This window comes from Arthrobacter sp. TE12232 (assembly GCF_054062615.1).
Window position 1 is genome coordinate 385,632 of sequence record NZ_JBSSFK010000001.1, and the last position, 17,520, is coordinate 403,151.

General features: G+C 63.4%; 12 protein-coding genes. 4 read left to right on the forward strand and 8 right to left on the reverse strand.

All coding sequences use genetic code 11. From position 1 onward, the window contains the following. Positions 1 to 15: 15 nt before the first annotated feature. Together ACVWZ7_RS01710 and ACVWZ7_RS01715 are read right to left on the reverse strand one after the other, a co-directional pair. Positions 16 to 1,431, reverse strand: coding sequence for an FGGY family carbohydrate kinase (locus ACVWZ7_RS01710; protein WP_456506735.1), 1,416 nt, complete (start codon positions 1,429 to 1,431; stop codon positions 16 to 18). Further along, a complete protein-coding gene (locus ACVWZ7_RS01715) occupies positions 1,428 to 2,963 on the reverse strand; it encodes an amino acid permease (RefSeq protein ID WP_456506736.1) in 1,536 nt (511 codons plus the stop codon). The genes ACVWZ7_RS01710 and ACVWZ7_RS01715 overlap by 4 nt, the downstream gene beginning before the upstream one ends. 1,235 nt (positions 2,964 to 4,198) lie before the next feature. Between ACVWZ7_RS01715 and ACVWZ7_RS01720 the strand changes: the two genes are divergently transcribed. Next, positions 4,199 to 4,942 (forward strand): GntR family transcriptional regulator, encoded by a 744-nt coding sequence (locus tag ACVWZ7_RS01720; RefSeq protein ID WP_456506737.1) that lies wholly within the window; start codon positions 4,199 to 4,201, stop codon positions 4,940 to 4,942. Positions 4,943 to 6,418: 1,476 nt separating this feature from the next. On the opposite strand, the gene ACVWZ7_RS01725 is transcribed toward ACVWZ7_RS01720, so the two are convergent. From ACVWZ7_RS01725 to ACVWZ7_RS01750, 6 genes are all read right to left on the reverse strand, one after another. Further along, positions 6,419 to 7,927: a CoA-acylating methylmalonate-semialdehyde dehydrogenase gene (locus ACVWZ7_RS01725; protein ID WP_456506738.1), complete on the reverse strand. Its 1,509-nt coding sequence runs from the start codon at positions 7,925 to 7,927 to the stop codon at positions 6,419 to 6,421. A 46-nt stretch (positions 7,928 to 7,973) separates the two neighbouring features. Next, the gene (gene iolD, locus ACVWZ7_RS01730) at positions 7,974 to 9,902 is read right to left on the reverse strand and encodes a 3D-(3,5/4)-trihydroxycyclohexane-1,2-dione acylhydrolase (decyclizing) (protein WP_456506739.1); all 1,929 of its coding nucleotides are present in this window, start codon (positions 9,900 to 9,902) and stop codon (positions 7,974 to 7,976) included. A gap of 39 nt (positions 9,903 to 9,941) precedes the next feature. Further along, positions 9,942 to 10,943: a Cgl0159 family (beta/alpha)8-fold protein gene (locus ACVWZ7_RS01735; RefSeq protein ID WP_456506740.1), complete on the reverse strand. Its 1,002-nt coding sequence runs from the start codon at positions 10,941 to 10,943 to the stop codon at positions 9,942 to 9,944. Next, entirely contained in the window at positions 10,940 to 11,956 is a 1,017-nt protein-coding gene (gene iolC, locus ACVWZ7_RS01740) for a 5-dehydro-2-deoxygluconokinase (RefSeq protein ID WP_456506741.1), read from the reverse strand. The genes ACVWZ7_RS01735 and iolC overlap by 4 nt, the downstream gene beginning before the upstream one ends. Before the next feature lie 617 nt (positions 11,957 to 12,573). After that, entirely contained in the window at positions 12,574 to 12,690 is a 117-nt protein-coding gene (locus ACVWZ7_RS01745) for a DUF6984 family protein (RefSeq protein ID WP_456506742.1), read from the reverse strand. Then, a complete protein-coding gene (locus ACVWZ7_RS01750) occupies positions 12,656 to 13,501 on the reverse strand; it encodes a DeoR/GlpR family DNA-binding transcription regulator (protein ID WP_456506743.1) in 846 nt (281 codons plus the stop codon). The genes ACVWZ7_RS01745 and ACVWZ7_RS01750 overlap by 35 nt, the downstream gene beginning before the upstream one ends. Before the next feature lie 581 nt (positions 13,502 to 14,082). Here ACVWZ7_RS01750 and ACVWZ7_RS01755 point away from each other — a divergent pair. From ACVWZ7_RS01755 to ACVWZ7_RS01765, 3 genes are read left to right on the forward strand one after another with little or no spacing between them, the layout of a single operon-like run. Continuing rightward, complete coding sequence (locus ACVWZ7_RS01755; protein WP_456506744.1) at positions 14,083 to 15,279, forward strand: Gfo/Idh/MocA family protein; 1,197 nt, start codon at positions 14,083 to 14,085, stop codon at positions 15,277 to 15,279. After that, positions 15,272 to 16,423, forward strand: a complete 1,152-nt coding sequence (locus ACVWZ7_RS01760; protein ID WP_456506745.1) for an ABC transporter ATP-binding protein — start codon at positions 15,272 to 15,274, stop codon at positions 16,421 to 16,423. The genes ACVWZ7_RS01755 and ACVWZ7_RS01760 overlap by 8 nt, the downstream gene beginning before the upstream one ends. Next, the gene (locus ACVWZ7_RS01765; protein ID WP_456506746.1) at positions 16,407 to 17,519 is read left to right on the forward strand and encodes an ABC transporter substrate-binding protein; all 1,113 of its coding nucleotides are present in this window, start codon (positions 16,407 to 16,409) and stop codon (positions 17,517 to 17,519) included. Before ACVWZ7_RS01760 ends, ACVWZ7_RS01765 begins: the two co-directional genes overlap by 17 nt. Position 17,520: the final 1 nt, after the last annotated feature.

A 17,520-nucleotide genomic window follows, 5' to 3' on the forward strand; every position in this document is an offset into this window, starting at 1 on the left:
CTTGTTTCTCCTTGTTCACCGGGTTGCTTGGACGGCGGAGGTCCACCGGGTCCGGAACTCGGCTGCCTGGCCTCCCGACCATTTCGGTTCATAAACTGTGTTTGGCTTCCAGGGGACGATAGCGTCCTGCAGCGTCCGTGATGGTTCCAGCGCCATTCTGGCCAATGCCGCTGCTCCCAGGGGCGTGGCGTGTTGGGACGGGTAGACGTCGATTTCGATCTGCATGAGATCGGCGACGGCCTGCATGAGCACCCGGCTCTGTGTCAGGCCTCCGTCGACCCGCAGCCGCTGCAGGGGCCGGCCGGTGTCGGTGGCTATGAGGGTTCCGAGTTCGGCTACCTGGGCGGCGATGCCTTGAAGGACGGCGAGAACCACGTGTGCCGGTCCGGTGGACAGGCTCATTCCCGTCAGCGAGGCCTTGGCCTCCGGCCGCCACCAGGGAGCTGCCAGACCGGCGAACGCGGGAACGCTGAGGACTCCGCCTGAATCTGCCGCTGCGACGACGTCCAGTTCGGCGGCGTGCTTGATGAAGCCCATGTCCTGGAGCCAGCGGACCGCCGAGGCTGCGGTGTAGACCTGTCCGTCGAAGCAGTAGGTCGGTTGGCCCCGGACGGTCCATGCCACCGAAGCTGCGAGCCCGGCCGTGGAGCGTACGGCGCTGCTGCCGGTGTTGGCCAGCAGGAAGGCCCCGGTGCCGAATGTGCACTTGGCTTCTCCGGGCTGCAGGCAGTCCTCGGCCAGCAGTGCTGCTTGCTGGTCCACGATGAGTCCGCCGACCGCCATCATCCCGCCGAACGCGGTGGTGGATCCGGCGATGGCGTCCGATGGGATAATGCGGGGAAGGCGCTCATCTCCCAGTCCAAAGCGCTCCAGGAGCTCGCGGTCCCATTCGGTACTGTCCAAGTCGGTCGTCAGGGACCGGCTCGCGGTTGAGACGTCCGTGACGAACTCGCCGGTCAGCTGGTGGACCAGCCAGCTGTCCGATGTGGTGACAACGCCTTCCCGAGTGACGTTCCTGCGGATCCAGGCCTGCTTCGGTGCCGAGAAGTAGGGGTCAAGGACCAACCCTGTGCGTTTGGCGAAGTCCTCTTTGAAGCCGGCGAGCGAGGCGCAGATGGCCTCGGCCCGGCGGTCCTGCCAGACGATCATGTTGGACAGGGGCTTTCCCGTGTCCGGGTCCCAGGCCAGGACGGTCTCGCCCTGGTTGGCGATGGTGACAATGTCGACCAGGGCACCGGACCGTGCAACTGCGGCCCGGCCGGTGGCCAGGACGGAGTCCAACAGCTCCTGCGGGTCTTGTTCCACTCCGCTGCCGTCCAGATAGTGCGGGCGGACCGGCTGTTCCGCCAGGCCCAGGATTTTCCCGTCGGCGGCGACGACGACGGCTTTGGTCCCGGATGTTCCCTGGTCGATGGCAAGGACGGTGGTCACCTCCGGTGGTTCCTTTCCTTGTGGCGGACATTCGTGTCCAGTTCCGCATCGATGGAGTGCAGGCCGGGCATGGCCAGCCCGGAGGGTCCCCCTCGCTTGATGAGGAGGAACGCGAGGTAGACCGCGCCGATGGCCACCATGATCGCCACGTACACCCATGAGCTGATAAAGGATGCGTCCCGGAAGATCATCAGTATGAAGACCAGCCACGCGGAGGCGACGATGATCACCGGAACCTCGAACCTGCCCAGGCTGAAGCCTTGGCTGGCGGGCAAGTGCTTTCGCTTGACGATGTAGAGCAGGACGGTCGCTGCATAAATGACCGCCGGCAGCAGGGTTGCGGCACCAAACAGGCTGAACAGGGCGTCGGGCCGAAGGGCGAAGACCCCGAGAATGAGTTGGGCGAGTACGAACATCAGCCCGGTCGCCGCGGCAGGGGTTCCAAACCGCGGTGACACGTAGTGCCAGAGCGCGTAACCCGGGAAGCGCCGGTCCCGTGACATGGCCCAAACCAGGCGGACACCGGTCATCAGGATCACCATGCCGCAGGCAAAGATTGACACGACGACCATAACGAGCAGCGCGGTCCCGACGACCGGCCCGAGCACCCGGTCGATGACGTCAGCCACCGGAGTGCCGGATGCGGCCAGCGCCACCGGGTCACCGGCGAGAAGCGTAATGGCCAGGAGAAACAGGAATCCCAGGATGCCCGAGGCCAGAACCGCCTGCCACATGGCACGGGGCACAACCCGTGCCGGATCCTTCGTTTCTTCGGCCAGGTTCGCAGCGGACTCAAAACCGACGATCGTGAAGCCGCCCAGCAGCGTGCCCATCATCCACGGGCCGACATGCAGCAGGCTTCCCACACCAAAATAGTTTTCCGACGGGATCGCACCGGTGGAAAAGAGATTCCCGAAGTTCAGTTCCTTGGCCACGGCCCCGACAACGATCAGCAGGACAACCAGCAGGATCATGCCGATCAGCTCGGCCGAGACGGCAAAGTTGTTGACCCGTTCGGTCCAGCGGGTAGAGAAGGCAACCAGTAAGGCCTGTAGCACCAGCACAATACTTGTGATCACCCAGGCATTGGCCGGTGTGCCTCCATAGCCGAGGAGCGCGGGCAAGACGGTGGAAGCGATCGTGTAGTCGACGGCGACGACCACGACGGCGAGGAAGGTGAAGGAGATCCAGCCCATGATCCATCCCAGCACGGGGTTGGCGAGGCGGGACATCCACTGGTAGGAGTACCCGGTCACGGGGATGCGGGCTGCCAGCGAACCGAAGATCAACGCCACGGCGAGCTGCCCCACCACGACAATGGGCCAGGTCCAAATGCCCGCGGGGCCGGAACTGTTCAGCACCGCGCCGTAGGTGGTGAAGATGCCCGTGGCGATCGACACGAAGGCAAAGGCCACCGCAAAGGAGGCGAAGCGGCCCGTGCCGCGTTTCATTTCCTGCTCGTAGCCGAACTCGAGGACGGCTATGTCATCGGCCGCCCCGGCCGGAGTTCCCGGCACTGAGTTGTGTGTCATGGGGACGAATCTCCTTCGATGTATTCCCCTGGAAAGGACTAAGACTGCGGGTCGCCGTGCTGGCGGGAGCCCTCAGTGCAAGCCGCGATGATCATCTGGCGCCTGAAGGTGCACTGTTCCTCGTAGATAGGAATGACGCAACTTGTGGAATTACGAGGATTTATTAGTAAAAGCATGGACTTGTGGGCGCGCGAAGTCAAGGGGTTTCTGTGCCCGTCATCACATCGTCGATCGTGCGGGCGAGTCCAGCCACCCGCCGCAGGAAGATTCAGGGGGCGCTTCGCGGGGCACCGCCACACGGAAGGTGGTTGGAATGTTGTGTTTTTTTGTGCAATCTCGGTATGATCTGAAGCGCAGGGTTGGCAGCTTCTCGATGAGAGGCCGTCAAAGCCGTAGGTTTACTCAGGTGTGCCAGCCATAGATTTGCCAGCCGTTAGGGTGTGGAGACCATAAACCGTCCGATGAAGCAGCCGGCCGCAGTGCGGCGCCGCAGGATTGTCGAGCTTGTCGGCCGGGGCGAATGTCTCCGGCCGGCCGAGATTGCCGCGCGGATGAACGTTCGCGGACAGCGGGACCCGGTGATGCCGTAGGGGCAGTACGTCCAAAGATGAGGCACGCCTGCGGTCGTGCTTGGTATCACGGGTGCCAACAGTCCAGGTCCCGTCGAATTCCCGCCACTGGATGGAGGAATTCGGGCCTGACTTGTGTGGTGAACCAGTGAACAGCTGAGCCACGGGAGGATCGCGCACGATGACGTTGGCCCCGCGCGGGGAAACCATCCTTTGTTCATCACAGGACACATCGGAAACAAATCACCCCCGGCCTACGTCAGACCCGCGGGTTCGTTGCTCCCATTCGGGGCGGCGCGCAAGTGCAGCGAAACTGGCCGGCATCAAATCTGGGAACCCTGCGCTTCGGGACTCGTGAAGGCCGTGGCCCCGCCTGCCGGGCTTTGCCGAGGCGAAAAACACAGCTAACGGAGCCGATGCAAGGGATCCGATGAATGCGCTGCCTCTCCCTGAGGCCTTCACGGACGACGAAGTGGCAGCTGGCCACACGTACGAGATAAGAGACGTCCCCGACGAAAGACGAAATTCACCTCAAAGCGGAGTCGCCGTCTTAGCTCCCGCTGTTCAAGAGTCGCGGGAATTCCTTGCTATATCGATCGGCATCCGCGTCAAAGGCGAGGTGCGTGTCGATCGAGCTCAAACCGACCAATATAGGAGGAGATGCCGGTGGCATCCTCGTTGAACATTGTCATTGATAAAGCATCGCCTGTCCCCCTTTACCATCAAGTGGCTCAGAGCATAGAGGCCGCGATCCGCGCTGGCGCGCTTCCGGGAGGGTCACGGCTGGACAGCGAAATGGATCTGGCCACCAGGCTGAACCTCTCCCGCCCGACGTTGCATAAAGCCATTGAGGAACTGGTCCAGTCCGGACTCGTGGTTCGAAAGCGGGGGGTAGGAGCCCAGGTGATCGCCACCCAGGCTACTCCCGCCCGCGGGATTTTGAGTCACTTTGACGACATGCACCGCCTCGGGAACGATCCGACGTCGGAGGTGCTGCGTTTTTCGCATCTGGAAGCAGACAGCGCGACCCGGGAATCGTTGAATCTTCCTGTCAACGCACGCGTCTACCACTTCATGCGACTGCGCAAGGTTGGGGGCCGGCCTCAGGCCCTGATGGAGAACTGGGTCCGGGACGATATCGTGAACCTGGACGAAGTCAGCCTTGGGTCCCGGGGCCTGTACCAGATTCTCCGTTCATCGGGAGTCGACATCCGCGTGGTCAACCAACGAATAGGCGCTACGGTCGCGGATGACTACCAGGCAAACGTTCTGCAGGCCGACGCGGGCTCAGCACTCGTGACCATGGAACGCACCGCAATAGACGAATCCGGACGCAGATTAGAAATCGGTCGCCATGCCTACGTGGCCGATTCATACGCATTCACAATGACCTTGGTTCACGGTCAGTGACTGCGCCGGCGCCGGCCGTTCCTGTCGGTCCGTCCCTTATCGAAAAAAGGCCTGCCGCCGGGTGGAGTCGGTAATTCGCGGAGCCGCTTTTGAACGAGCAGCCAGCCGAAAGCGAAGAGGTCATGGATTCCGCAGCTAATTCGTCCCACACCATGCTGTGAGCAAATTGGTACAATTGGCAAAACCTTTATGCGCCCAGAATTCGTCTGACAGCATTCACCGCAGGAATATCGGCCGGCGGCCTCTGCGCGCACGAGGGCAGCTATGCGTTGCCGACCCAGTTCTAGCCGGTACATCAGCGCCCATTCGGCGTTCGGTGCGCGCCGGACCGCCGGTCCATGATGGCCCCATCCTGCCATGGCCCTCCCCAAAGATGGACGGCCTGCGCAGATCCATCGACGCTGCCTATGGGCGCCCGTTGGAGCGGCCGGCCTCCGCCGTGTCTGCGTGCCCGAACTTCTATGGCGTACGCAACATCGCCGCAGCAGAGGAACAGCACGCCCGTGAGATCCGGGAGCGCGCTTTGAGGCTCAGCGCACTACTGCCCGGGCCCAGCTGGCGCAGACGGCCCCGAGGACTGGTAGGACAAGGCCACTCCCGAAATGATCGAACGAGCACACGAGACAGCCACCGTATGGAATGCCTACGATCGCGAAGCCGTAAAATCCCGGCTCTGGCAGACAAGCCCCAGGGCACCACACCTGGGCCGCCGTTGCCCAGAAACCGTCGCTGGCCAAGACCTCGAAAACGGCCCGGCAGGCAAGTAGAGGCACGACGCTGATATTTAGGCCTGGTTGTCAAGAGGCGTAGTTGAGCGGCTCCTGGCTTTTGGTTCCAGGTGTTACCGCGCACGTTATTTGACGACGGGTCGGTCACGTCGTCTGACGATGGAGCCCTCTTCTTCGGTCCTTCGCGTCACAGGGTTTGACGATCGAGACGTGAGCAACGAGCGCGTCAGCATAAGGATGAGATACCCTCCTTCGTGCAGGGCGGCGAGCCGTGTGCTCGTGGGCCGCCTGAGGGTTTTCCAGCCCGTGGTGCGCCCCGGCGCGCCACGGCCTGCGTGGTCAGCGCCGTGAACGCGCGGCCAGGGGCTCCTGGCTAGCCCCAATACCGTTCAGTTAAGAGCTTGGATCTGGATGTGTGGGCTGTGCTCCGGTTGTGGCCATTGGCTGTGGCGGGTGCATTTGGCTGCCCATTTGAGGACTTTGCGTTTGACGACGCGGGGGTTGGAGCGTTTGCGGCGGGCCGGATTCAGCTACCTGGGCGACTTCGTGGTCCTTGTCAACGGCGAACGCGGCAGAGTCAACGCGATCCATGGCTTGATTTCACCCATAGAACGCTCAGTCTGACAATGCAGTCGAAGAACGGCTCGCCAGCACGATCACCACCTCGACCGACACACAGTGAGCGGCCCCCAGAACCAAAGAGCCAGGAGCCGCTCAACTACGTTTTCGTGGTAACCGAACCTACATATCAGTTGGAGGGGAAGTTGTAGGAGGCGCCGGAGGCGTGATGCGTTTCGGGCCAGCGGGAGGTGACCACCTTGCCGCGGGTGTAGAAGGAGACGCCTTCGGGGCCGTAGATGTGCTTGTCACCGAAGAGGGATGCCTTCCAGCCGCCGAAGGAGTGGTAGGCGACCGGCACGGGCAGGGGGACGTTGATGCCGATCATGCCGACGTCCACGGAGCGCTGGAACTTGCGGGCGCTGGCGCCGGAGGAGGTGAAGATCGCGGTGCCGTTGCCGTACGGGTTGGCGTTGATCAGGGCGATGCCGGCGTCGAGGTCCTCGACGCGGACCACAACCAGGACGGGCCCGAAGATTTCCTCGGTGTAGGCGGTCATCCCGGCCGTGACGTGGTCCAGGACGGTGGGGCCGACCCAGAAGCCGTCCTCGTGGCCGGGGACGACGAGGTCGCGGCCGTCGACCACCATGGCGGCGCCGGCGGTTTCGGCTTCGGTGACGATCCGGACGATGCGTTCCTTGGAGGCGGGGGTGATGACCGGGCCCATTTCGGCGTCGGGCACGGTGCCGTTGTTGACCTTGATGTCCAGGGCGCGTTCCTGGACCTTCTTGACCAGCAGGTCGGCGGCGTCGCCGACGGCGACGGCAACCGAGATGGCCATGCAGCGTTCGCCGGCGGAGCCGAAGGCGGCGGCGGCGAGGTGGTCGGCGGCGTTGTCGAGGTCGGCGTCGGGCAGGATGATCGCGTGGTTCTTCGCCCCGCCGAGGGCCTGGACGCGCTTGCCGTGCTTGGTGGCGGTCTCGTGGACGTACTTCGCGATCGGGGTGGAGCCGACGAAGGAGATGCCGTCCACGTCCGGGTGGGTCAGGAGGCCGTCGACCGTTTCCTTGTCGCCGTGCAGGACCTGGAAGACGCCGTCGGGCAGGCCGGCCTGCTTCCACAGCTTGGCCAGGAGCATGGAGGCGGAGGGGTCGCGTTCGGAGGGCTTGAGGATGAAGGCGTTGCCGGTGGCGATCGCCATCGGGGCCATCCACAGCGGCACCATGACCGGGAAGTTGAACGGGGTGATCCCGGCAACGACACCGAGGGGCTCGCGGAAGGAGAAGACGTCGATGCCGGTGGAGACCTGGTCCGAGTAGTCGCCCTTGAGCAGCTGCGGGATGCCGCAGGCAAACTCGATGACCTCCAGGCCGCGGCCGATCTCACCCTTGGCGTCGGAGAGGACCTTGCCGTGCTCGGCGGTGATCAGCTCGGCGAGCTCGTCGATGTGGGAGGCGACAAGTTCGCGGAACTTGAACAGCACCGCGGTGCGCTTGGCCAGGGAGATATCGCCCCAGGTGTCCGCAGCCTTGCGGGCCGCGGCGACCGTGGCGTCCAGGTCCGCCCGGTTGGCCAGCCGCAGCTCCGCGGAGACCGCGCCGGTCGCGGGGTTGTAGACGGGCTGGGTGCGGGTGCCCTCGCCGGAGGTTTCGGCGCCGTTGATGAAGTGGCTGATGGTGGTGACGGTCGTCGTTGACATGGTGATGGACTTCCTTGGTCTGTGGCTGTTCGTGGTGGTGAGGGGGTCAGCCGAGCAGCTTGCGCTGGCGGCTCTTGTGGTCGACGTAGGTCTGGAAGGCCTGCTTCGTGGATTCGAGTTCGGAGACCTGGGAGACCGGAACGTCCCACCACGACTCGGAGCTGGGGGCATCCAGCAGCGGGTCGGATTCGACGTGGATGACGATCGGGCCGCCGTTTTCCGGGGCGGCCTTGGCGTCGCGGATGGCCTGCTCAAGCTCGGCGATGACCTTCTCGCCGGGTTCGATCCGGATCACCTTCACGCCGAGGGACTCGGCGTTCAGGGCCAGGTCCACCGGCAGCCGCTCGCCGTCGTCGAAGCTGTGGTGTTCCTCATCCAGGGCCCGGTACTGGGTGCCGAAGCGCTGCGAGCCGAGGGACTCGGAGAGCGAGCCGATCGAGGCGTAGCCGTGGTTCTGGATCAGGACCACGATCAGCTTGATCCGTTCGGCGACGGCGGTGACGAGTTCGGTGTGCATCATCAGGTAGGAGCCGTCCCCCACCATCACGACGACGTCGCGCTGCGCCCCGCCCTTCGCGGCTTCGGCCAGGGCGGCACGCTTGACGCCGAGGCCGCCGGGGATTTCGTAGCCCATGCAGGAGTAGGCGTATTCGACGTGGTAGCCGAACGGGTCCCGCACGCGCCACATCTTGTGCAGGTCTCCGGGCAGGGACCCGGCGGCGCAGATGACGACGTCCGCCGCGTCCATGGCGCGGCTCGTGGCGCCGATGATCTCGTTCTGCGCGGGCAGCGGGGTGAAGCGGGTGTCGAAGGCCGCATCGACGGTGGCGTTCCAGCGGGTCTTCTCGTTCGCGATCTGCTGTTCGAGGTCCGCGCCGATCCGGTAGCCGCCGAGGGCCTGGTTCAGCTTCACCAGGGCCTTGCGGGCGTCCGCGACGATCGGCAGGGAGGTGCCGTGTTTGTAGGCGTCGATGGCGGCGACATTGATGTTGATGAACTTCACGTCCGGGTTCTGGAACGCGGTCCGGGACGCGGTGGTGAAGTCCTCGTAGCGGGTGCCGATGCCGATGATGAGGTCCGCTTCGGCGGCGATGGCGTTGGCCGCCGTCGTGCCGGTGGAGCCGATCGCGCCGAGGGAGAACTTGTGGTCCCAAGGCAGGACGCCGACGCCGGCCTGGGTGTTGCCCACCGGGATGCCGGTAAGTTCGACGAATTTGGCGAGTTCCTCGTTGGCGTAGGCGTAGAGGACGCCGCCGCCGGCGATGATCAGGGGGCGCTTGGCGGCGCGGATCGCGTCGGCGGCGCGGCGGACGTCCTCGTCGTCGGCGTCGGGGCGGCGGATCCGCCATTCGCGTTCGGCGAGAAATTCCTCGGGCACGTCGAAGGCCTCGGCCTGGACGTCCTGGGGCAGCGAGATGGTGACCGCACCGGTCTCGGCCGGGTCGGTCAGGACACGCAGGCCGTGGTGGAACGCCGAAAACAGCTGCTCGGGCCGGGAGACCCGGTCGAAGAACTTGGACAGCGGCCGGAAGGCGTCGTTGACGGTGATGTCGTAGGCGTAGGGCTGCTCAAGCTGCTGCAGCACAGGGTCGGCGGCACGGGTGGCGAAGGTGTCACTCGGCAGCAGCAGGACCGGCAGCCGGTTGGTGGTGGCCAGCGCCGCGCCGGTGAGCAGGTTTGAGGAACCCGGGCCGATCGAGGTGCTGATCGCGAACGTCTGGCGGCGCCGGGTGTGCCGGGCGTAGCCGACAGCCTGGTGTGCCTGGGCCTGTTCGTTGCGGCCCTGGTAGTACGGCATGATCGTCGGATCGAGCTGCTGGTACTGCTTGAGGGCCTGGCCGACGCCGGCAACGTTGCCGTGGCCGAAGATGCCGAACGTGCCCGGAATCAGGCGTTCCCGGAAGTCCCGGCCGCCGATCGAATCGACGGTGTACTGCTTGGACAGGTATTCCACGACAGCCTGGGCGACTGTCATTCTGCGTGTTCCTGAGGCAGTTCTCATTCCCATGGGAAGTTACTCCGATGCTTTCAGGGGGATGCGGTCCGACCAGGTCGGCCCAGCAATCCCAGCGTGCTCTGCGGCTGCGGGCACGGACGCTTTGTTGTTTAGCAGCGAGGCGGCGGTTGCCACGGCGCCGGCGACGTCGCCGTCGTGCGGGTAGAGCAGGGTCCGGCCGACCGTGAGGCCCTGGACACCCGGCAGGGCCAGGGCCGCCTGCCAGCTGGCGAAAACGTCCTCCTGGCTGCCCTCGGGGTCTCCGCCCAGGAGCACGGTGGGCATGGTGGTAGACGCCATGACACGTTCCATCTCAGCCACCACGGGGAGCTTCATCCAGGTGTAGGCGCTGGTCGCGCCGAGGCCTTCGGCAATGCCGACGGACTTGATCACAGCGTTGGTGGAGAGGTCGTTGCGGACCTTGCCGTTCTCCCAGACGGACAGGAACGGCTCCACCATGGCGATCAGCTTGCGCTCGGCCAGGGAATCGATCGCCCTCGCCGTTGCCTCGAGCGTGGCCACGGTGTCCGGATCACCGAGGCAGATGCGCGTCAGCATCTTGCCGCCGTCGGCGCCGAGGGCCTCGAGGGCGGCCGCGGTGTGGCCGGTGAAGCGGTCATCGAACTCGCCGACAAAGCCGGCAAGACCACCGCGGTTCATCGAACCGAAGAGCAGTTTGCCCTCGAGCGAGCCGAGCAGGAGGAGGTCGTCCATGATGTCCGGCGAGGCCAGGACACCGTCCACGTCCGGGTTTGCCAGCGCAATCTGCAGGCGGTCCAGCAGCTGGCGGCGGTCGGCCATGGCCACCGGATCGCTGCCGACCGCGAGGGCCCCGCGGGCGGGGTGGTCGGCGGCGACGATGAAGTTCTGCTTGCCGGCCTTGACGCCGGGGTGGCGGCGCCGGGCCTTCGCGGCGCGGGCGATCGCGTCCGGGTCTTCGAGCCGGATGATGCTCAGGTGCTCGTAACGGCGGGGATCATCGTTTACACCGGCAACGCCGGGAATCGTGTTCAGGCTCAACGCACTGCTCCTTCAAGAGTGGATGCTGCAAGAGTGGAAGCACCGGGGATGGTGCGGCCGCGTTCGGCGAGCAGGCCCGTGACTTCCTCCGGCGTCGGCATTGCGTCGGCGCAGGACAGGCGGGAGGCGACCAGGGCGCCGGCGGCGTTGGCGAAGTCGAGCACCTGGGCCAGCGGCCAGCCGGAGAGCAGACCGTGGCAGAATGCCCCGCCGAAGGAGTCGCCGGCGCCGAGGCCGTTGACGGTTTCCACCGGCACCGGGGCGGAGACGATGCGTTCGGTGCGGGTCTTGGCCATGACGCCTTCCGGTCCAAGCTTCACGACCGCGATTTCGACGCCGGCGGCGAGCAGCCGGTCGGCCTGTTCGTCCGGGGTGCCCTCGCCGACGGCAACGGCGCATTCCTTGTCGTTGCCGATTGCCACGGTGACGTGCGGCAGGATCTTGCCGACCTGTTCCCGGGCTTCCTCCTCGGAGGCCCAGAACATCGGCCGGTAGTCGAGGTCAAGGATGGTGAACTGGCCTGGCTTCAGCCCGGTGCGTGGACGTGCCTCGTGGGCCTTGATGTGGGCGGTGCGGCTGGGCTCCTGGCAGAGGCCGGTGACGGTGGACCAGAAGATTCCAGCGTCCCTGATGGCGTCCAGGTCCAGTTCCTCGGCCCTGATCTGCAGGTCCGGCGCCGTGGGGAACCGGCCGTAGAAGTAGAGCGGGAAGTCTTCCGGCGGCTTGATCGCGCAGAACGTGACCGCAGTGGGCCACTCCTTGACCGCGGTGACGTAGGAATCGTCCACGTTGAACTTGCGCAGCTCGCGGTGCAGGTACTTGCCGAAGGCATCGTCGCCGGTGCGGCTGATGACGCCGGTGCGGCGGCCATGGCGGGCAGCGGCGACCGCTACGTTGGACGGGGATCCGCCAAGGTACTTTCCGAAGGACGTGACATCCTCCAGATCCACCCCGATGTCGTTCGGGTAGATATCAACGCTGATTCGCCCGATCGTGAGCAGTTCGTGGGTCACGGTGATCGTGGACCTTTCTGGTGTGAACTCGGTACCTTTTCGCAGCCTGAGCTTCGGTGCTTAGGGGCCCGCGTGAGCCGGGCCACATCCACTTTCCGTCATAAGTCATGTCCTGTCAAACGTTTGTCAGGACATAGTGCAAATCTGAAGTGTCGCGACCGGAAGGTCGACTCGAGCCTCAACCGCCGCCATGTGGGCAATGACGTCAAGGCGCGCCGCCGCGCCGGCGGGGAATTTCGATAAACTCACCGGTGGTGCCGGGGAGGCGTGCCATCCGATTTCATGAACCGGCGCGATGGATTTGTAAGAATGTCAGAATAAATCTTGACTCGTCGGGTTGCCTCGACTAAGGACCGGAGGGTGGATCCCCAGAATGCCCGCCGGCACGAGGGCCTTGACCTCCTGAGGCCGACCGACTCAAACCTCCGGCGCTCGAGCATGTCAGGGACTACTACGACCGCCACACCATGGGAGTCATCCTTTTCGGCATCCCCCGGCATCGAAAAACGCCTCCCCCGCTACCCCAGCGCTGCAGCCGCATCGGCTTTGCCCACCACTACCGGACTCTCAGCACCGATGAACCCACCCTCGTCCTGACTAACCGCTGGCAGTCGTCTTTATCGAGAGATGCCGACCAAGACAGGGAATCCGTCTTCGTCTTTGAACCAGCTTTCTGACCGGGCACGGCCGAACTTCCCGTCAGGTTTTGTGGTTTCGAACTGCAGGCTCCCCATCCCCCCGCCAACTCGCACGTGCTTTGGACTCGGGTTGGAGCACTTCGATTCCGGCCTCCCGGAGCGCCTCAATGTCTGTACGGCTGGTTTTGCTGTCGGTGATGATGCCCGACAGCTTGTCCAGCCCGCATACGTGGCGAAAGGCGGTGCGGCCGAGTTTTTCGCCGACTGCGAGGGCATAGGCTTTCGCCGACTGTTGAATCATCAGCTGCTTGATCGGTACGTCTTCGCTCGCATAGTCGGTGAACCCGGCAGCCACATCAACGCCGCCGGCGCCCAGGAAGGCCCAGTTCGCGTTGAAGCTTCGCACCTGGGCCAGAACTTCGGGCCCGTAGGTCGTCATTTCGCCTGTGCGGACCCTTCCGCCCAGTACGTAGAGTTCAATACCTGGCCGGCCTCCCAGGATCGAGCCGACGGAGAGGCTGTTCGTAACGACGATCCCGTGAAAGGTTCCGGGCAGCGCCATCGCAACGGTCTCGACAGTTGTTCCGACGTCGAGAAAGATCGTGTCCGTATCCGAAATCATGGATGCGACAACGGCTGCGATTTCTTCCTTCTCCGCCCGGTTCTCCGTGGAGCGGATTGCGCGGTCCGGTTCCGTGTCGACCAACCGCACGGGGGCCATTGCGCCTCCATGGATCCGCTTGAGCTCGCCGGAACGTTCCAATGCCATGAGGTCACGCCGGACCGTTTCCCCGGACACGGACATCTGCGCGGCAATGTCGGCCGGCCGGAGATATTCGCCCTGGCCAACAAGCTCGACAATCCTGCGGCGCCGCACGGCGGCCGGCTGCTTCATCGGACGGATCATGGTCTCCACACCCTAACGGCTGGCAAATCTATGGCTGGCACACCTGAGTAAATCCACGGCTTTGACGGCCTCTCAGCGAGAAGCTGCCAACCCTGCGCTTCAGATCATACCTAGATTGCACAAAACAACTCAACATTCCAACCACCTTCCGTGCGGTGGTGGCCCGCGAAGCACCCCTTGGATCTTCAAGCAGGGAGGGGCGGCGGGAGTCTGGACTCGCCCGCACGATCGACGATGTGATGACAGCCACAGAAACCCCTTGACTTCGCGCGCCCACAAGTCCATGCTTTTACTAACAAATCCTCGTAATTCCACAAATTGCGTCATTCCGATCTACGAGGAACAGTGCACGTTCAGGCGCCAGATCTCAGCTCCGGGTACCGGGAATGTTCGGTACAACGGGGTGCTGACGGACCTGCGCCGGGACGGCCCAATCCAAAAAATGCGGTTGTCAGCATGTCTTGACAAATCGCGAAACGATGTCCAGAGTTGGTCGACATACGGATCACTGGAGGCGAAACCAGGCTGAGTAGCCGGTTATTCGCGTCAGGCTCCCTGCCCCTTATTCAATGGAGAATTGCGTGCAAAAAACAACGCTTGAGCGGCTTCGTGTGCCCCGGCCCGGGGACAGGAATGAAGTTGCAAAGACGTACTACCCGCCCGAGCTTCGGGCCGCCATCGTAGGGACCGGCGGCATTGCCCGGATCCATGGCCAGCGGATCCACGACTTGGGATCTCAAGTGGTCGGGGTTTGCGGCCGGGACTTTTCAAAGGCTCAGGCTCTTGCCGCCGATCTGCAGCCCGCCGGTCGGGGGGCCGGCGTCCGCGGAGGGGACGGCATTGCCTCGTTCGATGATCTGGGCCGGATGCTTGATGAGACCAGGCCGGATGTTCTTCACGTTTGCTCACCGCATGGTTTCCATGCCGGTCATGCGCTCGAAGCCATCAAACGGGGCATCCATGTCATCTGCGAAAAACCACTGGCCACCACCGTTGACGATGCACAACGTCTGGTGGAGGCGAGCGACGCCGCAGGAATACACGCAGCCGTGTGTTTGATCCAGCGTTCCTATCCGATGGTTGCCGAGCTGCGCGCCCGAATTCTTTCCGGAGAGATCGGGAAGGTACAGGCAGTGCGTGGGGCGTTCCTGTCCTGGGACTCTAACCACGACAACTGGGGATGGGGATTCGACCCGGCGATTGCCGGCACTTCCTACGCAACAGCAGACCTGGGTGTCCACTGGCTGGATCTTGTCGAGTACGTGACAGGCTCGCAAATCAGCCAGGTGGAGGCGCGGTTTTCGACCCTGCGGCCCAAACGCTTCAAGGACGGGGTTGAAATCGACGTCGAAGCCGAAGACTACGTCAGGGTGTTCCTTCAGCTTTCGGACGGCACCCCCGGATCCGCAGTCTTCTCGGGCGTATGCGCCGGGGAACCTAACGCTTGCTCCATCGACGTGGACGGAGTGGATGGCGGCTTCCACTGGCAGGCCGACGACCCCAACGTACTTCGGCATCGGCGTTCTGATGCCTCGGTCCTGACGATTACCCGGGATCCCGAGCAGCTCTCTGTCGACGCCGGACGAATCGCGTTCACTCCTGCAGGGCACGCAGAGGGATTTGGTGACGCGTTTAGAAACCTCATCCGTGACGTGTATTCGGCCATTGGAGGCAGCGGCGTGGCCTACCCGACCTTCGCCGACGGCCAACGGCTGGTTTCGCTGGTCCACGCAATTCAAGAAAGCGCTCAAACCCGGAAGGCGATCGACATTGACTAATCTCCTCGTAGAAGACAGCCCGGCCAGCTCCCGGCCAATAATCGGCGGGACGGCAAAAAATGCCATTGAGTTAAGGGGAATCCGGAAGAGTTACGGGGACGAAGTCGCTCTCCATGAACTTGACCTGGACATCGTTGATGGCGAATTCTTCTGCCTGCTGGGCCCGTCCGGGTGCGGCAAGACCACCACCTTGAACATCATCGGCGGTTTTGTCGGAGCCACGGCAGGGGTGGTCAGCGTTGCAGGGGTGAACGTGACCAAACTTCCGCCCAACCGCAGACCGATTAACACCGTGTTCCAGTCCTACGCACTTTTCCCTCACTTGAATGTCATAGAAAACGTTGCGTTTGGAATGCGGATGGCGAAGGTGTCAAAACCCGAGCGTCTCAAGAGGGCGCAAGAGGCCCTGGATCTGGTCGGCCTTGGCACCTTCTCCGACCGCGCCGTCACCAAGCTTTCCGGCGGACAGGCCCAGCGCGTGGCTGTTGCCAGAGCCCTTGTCAACAAACCCAAAGTTCTGCTCCTGGACGAGCCGCTTGGCGCGCTGGATCTCAAGCTCCGGAAACGGCTTCAGACCGAGCTCTCCATCATCCAGCGCCAGGTCGGGACAACCTTCGTGTTCGTGACTCACGACCAGGAGGAGGCAATGGGTCTCGCGGACCGCATCGCGATCCTGAACGGCGGGCGGATCGAGCAGATCGGGACGCCAGAGGAAATTTACCGGAGGCCCTGCAGCCGCTATGTTGCAGAGTTCATCGGCGAATCCAACATCCTGGCCGGCCGGAAGGAAGGCGGGGTATTCCATCTTGAAAACGGTGCACCAGTGCCCATTTCGGCCAATGCACCCGAAGACACGACGTCGATTGTGATCCGCCCCGAATCCCTCAGGATAGCCGCGAACGGCTTCATCGACGCCGAGATCGTTTCCCGCGCATACCTCGGATCAACCACGCGGATCGTGATGCGGCTTTCCGGCAGTGAACAACTTGTCGTGTCATCGCTCAGTGACCATGCGCTCGAGGACCATGACGGAACCGGGCTCGAGATTGGCCAGACGGTGAAGCTCGCATGGTCTACCAAGGCCGCCCACCCACTCGTAGAACAGCTTGAGAAGAAGGAAAACCACAATGGCAAGTCTGCATAACACCAAATTTGACCGCCGCACGCTGCTCCTCGGGTCTTTGGCTTTGGGCGCGAGTTCCTTCGTGATGACGGGATGTGCCTCCGGTGCCAGTGACTCAGGTGCAGCCGGAGGAAAGGTTAACTGGCTGACCTGGTCAGACCACTTTTCAAATGACCAGCTGCAGAAGGTCGCCGCTTCCTCCAAAATCACGGGCGGACCCAAACTGTTCTCGGACAACGCCGATGCCCTCCTGCAGATCAAACAGACCGGCAGCCAGTTCGACATTGTCTCCGGCGACGCACTGTGGGTGAAGAAGTACAGGGAAGAAGGCCTCATCGATCCGTTCCAGATGGACGAGATCCCAGTGAGCAAGGAGTTGTACTCGGCAGCCCGGGACTTCTCCTTCCTCAAAGACCCTCAAGGCTACCTGGGATACCCCTTCTCCTGGTCGAGTGTCCAGATCTATTTCAACCCCAAACTGGTCAAAACTCCCCCCACCTCGTGGGAGTCGCTCACTGACCCCGCGTACAAGGGCCTGATCGTTGCCGAAAACATTCCGACCGACCTGCTTGCCATTGGCGGAATTGCCACCGGCTCCAAGGATCCGTATGCGCTTAAGGGCGATGGCCTCACGAAGGCTTCAGACTTCCTCAAGGCCCTGAAACCCAACGTGCTCAAGCTGGCGAGCCAGAACAACGAAATTATCTCGATGCTCGCCAGCGGTGAGGCCGCGATCGGAATCTCAAACCTGGGAACGGATCTCCGCGTCAAGTCCGCCGGCGGCCCGCAGATTGAGGCGGCCTACCCGACGGAAGGCACGATTGGTTTCATCGACGCCGAGATGATCACGTCCAAGGGCGCCAACCAGAAGCTGGTACGGCCCTTCCTGAACGCCATGGAGACATCCGAGTACATCGTTGAAAACTTCAAGACCAACGGCCGGCCACTGTTCAACGAGAAAGCCGCCAACATCCTGCTCAACGATCCGAAGACCGCCCAGGACGCCAAGCGCCTCTTCATGGGGAACCCCGAGAAAGCCCTCGCCATGACGCTCAAGGGACCGGCTGAAAACCAGCAGTCCTACACGGAGGCCTTCAACCAGATCTTTGGCGCCTAAG

What these genes read in the sequence shown, in the direction of transcription:
- ACVWZ7_RS01765 (WP_456506746.1), top strand. Translation starts at nt 16,407, where the DNA reads ATGGCAAGTCTGCATAACACCAAATTTGACCGCCGCACGCTGCTCCTC.
- ACVWZ7_RS01715 (WP_456506736.1), bottom strand. Translation starts at nt 2,963, where the DNA reads ATGACACACAACTCAGTGCCGGGAACTCCGGCCGGGGCGGCCGATGAC.
- ACVWZ7_RS01725 (WP_456506738.1), bottom strand. Translation starts at nt 7,927, where the DNA reads ATGTCAACGACGACCGTCACCACCATCAGCCACTTCATCAACGGCGCC.
- iolD (WP_456506739.1), bottom strand. Translation starts at nt 9,902, where the DNA reads ATGACAGTCGCCCAGGCTGTCGTGGAATACCTGTCCAAGCAGTACACC.
- ACVWZ7_RS01750 (WP_456506743.1), bottom strand. Translation starts at nt 13,501, where the DNA reads ATGATCCGTCCGATGAAGCAGCCGGCCGCCGTGCGGCGCCGCAGGATT.
- ACVWZ7_RS01745 (WP_456506742.1), bottom strand. Translation starts at nt 12,690, where the DNA reads ATGGGGAGCCTGCAGTTCGAAACCACAAAACCTGACGGGAAGTTCGGC.